This window comes from Ferruginibacter paludis (assembly GCF_030409685.1).
Lineage (GTDB): Bacteria > Bacteroidota > Bacteroidia > Chitinophagales > Chitinophagaceae > Ferruginibacter > Ferruginibacter paludis.
Window position 1 is genome coordinate 556610 of sequence record NZ_JAUFQJ010000015.1, and the last position, 7517, is coordinate 564126.

The window sequence follows — 7517 nt, forward strand, 5'->3', positions numbered from 1 at the left end:
CACTAGAATATATTAAAGGTAACTTAACAAGGTTACCTTTTTTATTTGTCAAAACAAACGCCTCGGTTATCTGTTTCTTTTAAAAGGTTAGCCGGCTATTGAAGGCCTGAACTACTCATCGTGGCATAACTTTTTAACCTGATTGTCTGCCATATTTTATTTTATTCAATTATCAGTTGTATGTCACACGCTTTTACCAATAGTTTAATTAAGGAAACAAGTCCATATCTTTTGCAACATGCCCATAACCCCGTTAACTGGTATGCATGGGGTGAAGAAGCATTGCAAAAAGCAAAAGCTGAGGACAAGGTAATTCTGGCGAGTATCGGCTACTCAGCGTGCCATTGGTGTCATGTTATGGAAAAAGAGAGTTTTGAGAATGTAACTATTGCCGCATTGATGAATGAAAATTTTATAAATATTAAGATCGATCGTGAAGAGCGCCCCGATCTTGACCATATTTATATGGATGCAGTGCAGGCGATTGCCGGTAGTGGGGGCTGGCCTCTGAATGTATTTTTGACTCCCGACGGCAAGCCTTTTTACGGGGGCACTTATTATCCACCTGTCAGAGCCTTTAACCGTTCTTCCTGGCCGGAAGTTTTACAGGGGATTGCTGCAGCATGGCAGGAAAAAAGAGATGAAATAGAATCTCAGGCAGAAAATCTTATTGCACATTTAAACCGGTCTGGAAATTTTACTCAAACCGCTACCAGTTCAATTAGCTCAAATGATGAAAGATTGTTTTCAATGGACAATTGCCATCAAATGTTTAAAAATATAATGGCAACTGCTGATAAGGAGTGGGGAGGATTTGGAAAAGCGCCCAAGTTCCCCCAGACTTTTATTATCCAATTCTTGCTGCAATACCAGCATTTCACAGGAAATAAAGAAGCGCTGCAACAAGCTTTATTGTCGCTTGATAAAATGTTAGATGGAGGTATTTATGACCATATTGCTGGTGGAATGGCCCGGTATAGCACTGATAATGAATGGCTGGTACCGCATTTTGAAAAGATGTTATACGACAATGCCTTGCTCATCGATGCCCTATGCGACGCTTGGCAGATTACCAAATGCGATAAATACAGGAACGCAATCTTAAAGACGATAGGATTTATCCAGTCGGAATTAACCAATGACGAAGGTGGATTTTTTGCTGCTCTTGATGCAGACAGTGAAGGGGTAGAAGGAAAATATTATGTCTGGACAAAAACTGAGATTGACGAGGTTTTAAAGGAGAATGCGGCCATCTTTTGTGAATTTTTTGACGTAACGGAAAAAGGGAATTGGGAAGACGCTAATATCTTGCGCATCCTTGAACCCATCTATGACTTTGTTACCCGAAAAAATTTAGATGAACACACATTGACTGAATTGTTGCAAAGTTGTCTTCATAAGTTGGCAGCAGTTCGTGCTGGCCGCATAAAGCCTTCACTTGATGATAAAATAATACTGGGATGGAATGCCCTGGCCTTAAAAGCAATTGCAAAGGCCGCTTTCATTTTGGAAGACGAAACATTAAGGATGCTTGCATTGAAAAATTTCGCCTTTATTGAAACCAATTTTATAAAGACCGCTGGTTCATATGAAATGCACCACACTTTTAAAAGCGGAGTTGCTAAATATCCTGCATTTTTGGATGATTATGCTTTTTTTATAGCGGCCTGTTTTGAAATGTACTCGCTGACTTACGATACTGAATTTTTGCAAAAGGCAAAAAATCTTACATGCTTTGTTGTTGACAGTTTCAGCGATGGAGAAAATAATTGTTTTTTCTATACACCAAAAAATCAAACAGATGTTATTATTAGAAAAAAGGAAATATATGATGGAGCTTTGCCCTCAGGCAATAGTGTGATGGCGGCAAATCTATTTAAGCTTTCAAGAATTTTTAACATTCCGGATTGGAAATACACATCTATACAAATGTTAATAATAAATTCTGAAGCAACCATCAAATATCCGTCTTCGTTTGCGGTTTGGGCTTCATTTTTGCTACAAAATGTGGTTGGCTTTAATGAACTGGCAATTATCGGGAGAGATTGTTTTCAATTGTCCCGAAAAGTGGCCAACTATTATATTCCGTACAAAATTATGATGGCTTCAACCTTATCGAATGATGAATTTTTACCTTTAAAAAGCAAACCTGCTTCTATTCAGTCCTTGATTTATCTCTGCAAAAACAACATTTGTTTTAAGCCGGAGGAGCAAATCGATGGCATCTTATTGTATCTCAACGAATCATGAAAAGAAGATATAAGGATACAATAATTGAAAACAATAGACGTTTTAGAATTGTGTTGCTTTTTTAACACAAAAAATAATCATTCAGGCAGGTGTATGATTATTGAAATTGGAAATAATCATTACATTTGCTAATACCCCTCAAAGTTAAAACAATGAAGAATCACTCATTAGTTATTATAGCGGCCAGTGCTATAGTCTCTTTATCAGGCTGTAATTTGCTTGGTAAAAATAAAAAAGGTAGTGCTTTGCCGGATGATGGGCAGTTGCATGGCGTAGCACCTGCTAAAGGGTGGTCTTTACCCAAACCCCCGGGTATGGTGTATATTCCACCAGGAACCTTCCATATGGGGCCAAGTGATGAAGACGTGAATTTTGCGTATACTGCAAGAAACAAACAGGTTTCTATAAGTGGTTTCTGGATGGATGCTACCGAAATTACCAATAATGAATATCGGCAGTTTACCAACTGGGTAACTGATTCTATTGCTGCAAAGCAAATGGGTTTTATTAAGCAGGGTACAGATGGCAATGAGTATGTTGACTGGAAGAAAGCACGTGGTATTAAATGGAATGATAAAGCAACCCTGGAAAAGATTGATGCAATGATCTTTACCCCCGATAACAGGATTTTCAATAAAAAGGAACTTGACCCAAGTAAAATTGTTTACCACTCAGAAACCTTTGATTATAAGGAAGCTTCCAAAAGGGAAAATGCCGGGGTACAACGTTCTAAATTTATTATCAAAAAAGATATTATGGCCTACCCGGATTCATTGTGCTGGGTTAGAGATTTTGCTTATGCCTACAATGAGCCAATGGCTAAAAAATATTACAGTCATCCCGCTTTCGGAAACTACCCTGTGGTAGGTGTTAACTGGAAACAGGCTACTGCTTTCTGCGAATGGAGAACCCATTATCTTAACTCCTATTTAGATTCCAAAAAAAGAGCAACTGAATCTGATTTTAGATTACCTACAGAAGCCCAGTGGGAATATGCTGCACGTGGCGGTCGTGCCCAGTCACCTTATCCCTGGGGAGGACCTTATTTGAGAAACAAAAAAGGATGCCTGCTGGCCAACTTTAAACCAGGTCGCGGAAATTACCCTGAAGATGGTGGTTTTTACACTGTAAGAGCAGACGCATACTGGCCAAACGATTTTGGTTTGTATAATATGGCTGGTAATGTAGCTGAATGGACCTCTTCTCTTTATTATGAGGGTGGATACTCTTTTCAACACGATATGAATCCTGACATTCGCTGGAATGCAAAAGATACAGATGTGCCACGTATGAAACGCAAAGTGATTCGCGGTGGTAGCTGGAAAGACGTGGGATTTTTTCTTCAGACAAGTACACGTAATTACGAGTACCAGGATACTTCAAAATCTTATATAGGTTTCCGTTGCGTAATTGATCTGCCTCCGGCAATGAAAAAGCGTGGCAACTAGTTACTAACTTATTTCCTGCCTAAACTAATGTTGAGAATTGTCTTACAGTATTTTTTCAAAAAATGCTGTAAGACTCTAATCACTATGTAATAAAGAATTCAATATATAAAATAACCCCCTTATTAAACTTTAAAATTCAAAAATTATGGCTGCTGGTCAATCACGTCCAATCGATCGTATTCTTAACATCTTTGTATCTGCGGCAGCTGTGCCGGTTTTATTAGGTGCCCTTTTCAAAATCACCCACGCTCCGGGAGCTGATGTTTGGTTAAAAATAGGACTGTGGACAGAATCGATCATATTTCTTGGTTATGCTTTGTTATATGTATTTGCACCCCCACCAGAGGCACCAATGGCTGCAGCTGCGCCTATTGAAACAGGTAACCCTGCTCTGAAAAGTATGGACAAAATGTTAAGCGAAGCTGATATTACTCCTACAAGCTTGAAAAAATTAGGTGAAGGTTTTCAGAAATTGGGAACTACTGTTAACAACATGGGCGAAATTGGCGATGTTGTAAAATCGACCGGTGACTTTGGTGCTAAAACAAAAGAAGCAACATTGGCTATTGGAAGCATGGCTTCAACATTTACAAGTACTGCAGCTACAATGGCTTCATTTAATAAAGCTTCTGAAAGCACACAGGGGTTCCACGAGCAGGTTCAGGTTTTAACTAAAAATTTGGGTTCTTTAAATACTATTTACGAATTGGAATTAAAGGAAAGTAACAATCACCTCAAGGCCTTGAATGGCTTTTATGGCAAAATGGCTGAGGCAAGTGCCGCCATGATGGGCAGTGTGGATGACGCGACAAAGGCAAAAGATCAAATCAGTTTACTGGCAGGCAACCTAAGCAAATTAAACTCTGTGTATGGAAATATGCTGAGTGCTATGCAGGTGAAATAAATGCAATATAATTTTGTTACCAAGTTCAAAACCCTTTTTAAAGGTAAATTTTATCCTAAAGAAACAATTCACTTAAACAATCGTAAAATCTGAAATACTATGGCTTTACCTAAAGAGCCCCGGCAGAAGATGATTAACCTGATGTATCTGGTGTTGACAGCATTGCTGGCACTGAATGTATCAAGCGAAATTCTGAATGCCTTTAAAGTGGTTGATAAAAGTTTGCAAAATTCCAGCGCCAACCTCACTGCTGCGAACACCACTTTATATGCCTCACTAACCGAAAAACTGGCAGATCCCAAAACTGCTGAAAAGGCTAAAATTTGGGAGCCGAAAGCTGAACAGGCGAAAAAATTGTCTGATGATTTCATTACCTATCTTGATGGATTAAAGACAGAACTTAAAAAAGCTTCTGACCTTACTATGATAGATGGTAAAGAGTCTTTCAAAGAAGATAATCTAGACGCTGCTACCCGTTTATTTGATAACCAAGGTAAGGGAAAAGAACTGGAGGCAAGACTAGCGGCCTATAAAAAGGCAATGCTGGACGTTGATCCAGAAATCAGGGCAAAATTTGAAAAGACGTTGCCCATAGATACAGATCCCCCTGTAGGACAAGATGGGGTTAAAAAAGACTTTACGACAGGTTACTTTCATATGACACCAACCGTAGCAGCCTTAACGTTATTAAGTAAATTTCAAAATAATATTAAGAATGCAGAAAATCAAGTGGTTACATTTTGCCACGAACAAATCGGTGCTGTAAAAATTAAATTTGATAAAACTGGTGTGTTGGTAGGACAGAGTTCCAATTATCTAATGCCTGGACAGGAAATGGAAATTACTGCCGGAATCGGAGCATATAGTTCTGCCGCCCAGCCAAAAATTTCAATCGGAGGAACAAATCCTGCGGTTGTTGACGGGAAAGCTACTTATAAAGTAACAGCCAGCGGTGCAGGCCCCCATACAGTTCCGGTAACAGTTACCTATCTTGATCAGGATGGAGTGTCCCAGACAAAAACTGAAACTGTTGAGTACACAGTAGGAACTCCCGGAGGAGCTGCCATTATGCTTGATAAAATGAATGTATTTTACATAGGAGTTCCTAATCCAATAACTATTTCATCTGGTTCAGGCTGGGATAAGACGACTGTTTCAATGACTGGTGGTACTCTGAGTGGTTCTAATGGTAATCGTGTAGTAACTGTTAGCGGTGGAACTGCGGCAAGCATAACCGTAACTGCTGATGGAAAATCAAGCAAATTTGATTTCAGGATTAAAACCATACCTGATCCAATCGGGATGGTTGGTCCTAGCCCAGGAGGAAAAGTACAGTCAAATGTTTTTAAAGCACAGGATTTTTTACGGGCAGAACTTAAAAACTTTGATTTTGACGCTAAATTCAGTGTAGCCAGTGCGACTGTTTATTTTGCAGGAGCAGGATTTACCAGTAGCGGAAGCGTACAGACAGCGACAATGAATAGCGGAAGTTTTGCACCTATAAGAAGTAAACTTGATTTATGTAAACCCGGATCTACAGTGACTTTTGATGATTTGAAAGTAGTAGGACCTGATGGCAGGCAAAGAACCATACCGCCCGTGTCTTTTGTGTTATTCTAAAATATCTTAAATATGAAAAAGTATCTTACTAAATTTTTGTGCCTGACGGTTGTACTGACCCTTGTATTCTCAGTAGCAGACGCACAGAAACAGAAAAAGCGTGCGGCTACCAAGCGAAGCAACACCACCACAAAAAAAACAACCAAGGGTAAAACCAAGGCAAATATTAAATCTGGTGGCCAGGTCGATTCTGTTGCAGCAGTGGTATCAGCACCTCCGGCTGCGCCAAGAATTGATAGCTTACCCGTTCCAAAAGTAAAAAAGTCTTTACGGTTGGACGAAGCTGTAGAAACAAAAGATATTATGGATAGGACTCCTCTGGCCTATGAACATTTGCGGGCTGACGATGCTGTTTTTCGTCATAAAATATGGAGAGAAATAGATACCAGGGAAAAAGTCAATTTGCCGTTCAGGTACTCCGCCGATGAGAACACGGGCAATCAGCGATTCATAAGCATTTTACTCAAAGCTATACAGGATAGTGCTGTCACAGTTTTTGACCCGATTGATGACCGGTTTACTACACCACTTACTATTTCTCAGGTATCTAAATTACTTGGAGGAGGTGGTGATACTGTTCCACATTACAATGATCAGGGTGTGATTGACCGTTATGATTATAAAGCGAGAGAAATAAATCTGGATTCAATTTATAAGTTTAAAATTAAGGAAGAGGTAATTTTTGATAAAGAAAGTTCGAGATTATTCTGGCGTATTTTAGGTATCGCTCCCGTTAGGAATATTTATTCTTCAAGCGGCGAATATCAGGGACCCGCTGACGTTTTTTGGGTTTATTATCCAGATATGCGTCCAATCTTCGCAAAGTACCAGACTTATAATGGTAAAAACTTTGGAGCAAGGATGACATGGGAAGAATTATTTGAAACCAGGATGTTCAGTGGCCGCATCATAAAGAGTACGATGGACAATCCGTTCGATTTATTTATAGCTGCTAATCCAGGATTGAAAGACAATGGCGTATTTCAATTGCTTGAGGGCGAACGCATTAAAGAGAAAATTTTTAATTACGAGCAAGACTTATGGAGTTACTAATTTTCCAGTAAAATATTAAAAGAGGCTGTCTCAAAAGGGGCAGCCTTTTTTAATTCACAGTTGTGGAAAAACGGGTTCAGGATTTGCATTGATTTTGCGGCATGTATAGTATGGCACAAGCAAAATTTAAAACCTACACCCGCAATCAGTTGCTGCTGATTCCCCAAAGCTGGGAGGAAAAGATACCGCAGGGTCATCCTGTCCGCATTGTTGATAGTGTAATCGATCAGCTCAACCTTGCT

At 39.4% G+C, this 7517-nt stretch carries 5 protein-coding genes; all 5 read left to right on the plus strand.

The features are described from left to right. Window positions 1-180 precede the first annotated feature (180 nt). The 5 genes from QWZ08_RS23275 to porN all read left to right on the plus strand — a co-directional run bounded on the left by QWZ08_RS23275 (window position 181) and on the right by porN (window position 7275). Window positions 181-2250, plus strand: a complete 2070-nt coding sequence (locus tag QWZ08_RS23275) for a thioredoxin domain-containing protein (protein ID WP_290339999.1) — start codon at window positions 181-183, stop codon at window positions 2248-2250. 152 nt (window positions 2251-2402) lie between these two features. Further along, window positions 2403-3698 (plus strand): T9SS ring complex lipoprotein PorK/GldK, encoded by a 1296-nt coding sequence (gene porK, locus QWZ08_RS23280; RefSeq protein ID WP_290340000.1) that lies wholly within the window; start codon window positions 2403-2405, stop codon window positions 3696-3698. A 145-nt stretch (window positions 3699-3843) separates the two neighbouring features. Next, on the plus strand, window positions 3844-4602 hold the full coding sequence (porL, locus tag QWZ08_RS23285) for a type IX secretion system motor protein PorL/GldL (protein WP_290340001.1): 759 nt from the start codon (window positions 3844-3846) through the stop codon (window positions 4600-4602). 99 nt (window positions 4603-4701) lie between these two features. Then, complete coding sequence (gene porM / locus QWZ08_RS23290) at window positions 4702-6222, plus strand: type IX secretion system motor protein PorM/GldM (protein WP_290340002.1); 1521 nt, start codon at window positions 4702-4704, stop codon at window positions 6220-6222. Between the two features lie 12 nt (window positions 6223-6234). Beyond that, window positions 6235-7275 (plus strand): type IX secretion system ring subunit PorN/GldN, encoded by a 1041-nt coding sequence (gene porN, locus QWZ08_RS23295; protein ID WP_290340003.1) that lies wholly within the window; start codon window positions 6235-6237, stop codon window positions 7273-7275. The last annotated feature ends 242 nt before the right edge of the window (window positions 7276-7517 follow it).

What these genes read in the sequence shown, in the direction of transcription:
- QWZ08_RS23275 (WP_290339999.1), top strand. Translation starts at nt 181, where the DNA reads ATGTCACACGCTTTTACCAATAGTTTAATTAAGGAAACAAGTCCATAT.
- porK (WP_290340000.1), top strand. Translation starts at nt 2,403, where the DNA reads ATGAAGAATCACTCATTAGTTATTATAGCGGCCAGTGCTATAGTCTCT.
- porL (WP_290340001.1), top strand. Translation starts at nt 3,844, where the DNA reads ATGGCTGCTGGTCAATCACGTCCAATCGATCGTATTCTTAACATCTTT.
- porM (WP_290340002.1), top strand. Translation starts at nt 4,702, where the DNA reads ATGGCTTTACCTAAAGAGCCCCGGCAGAAGATGATTAACCTGATGTAT.
- porN (WP_290340003.1), top strand. Translation starts at nt 6,235, where the DNA reads ATGAAAAAGTATCTTACTAAATTTTTGTGCCTGACGGTTGTACTGACC.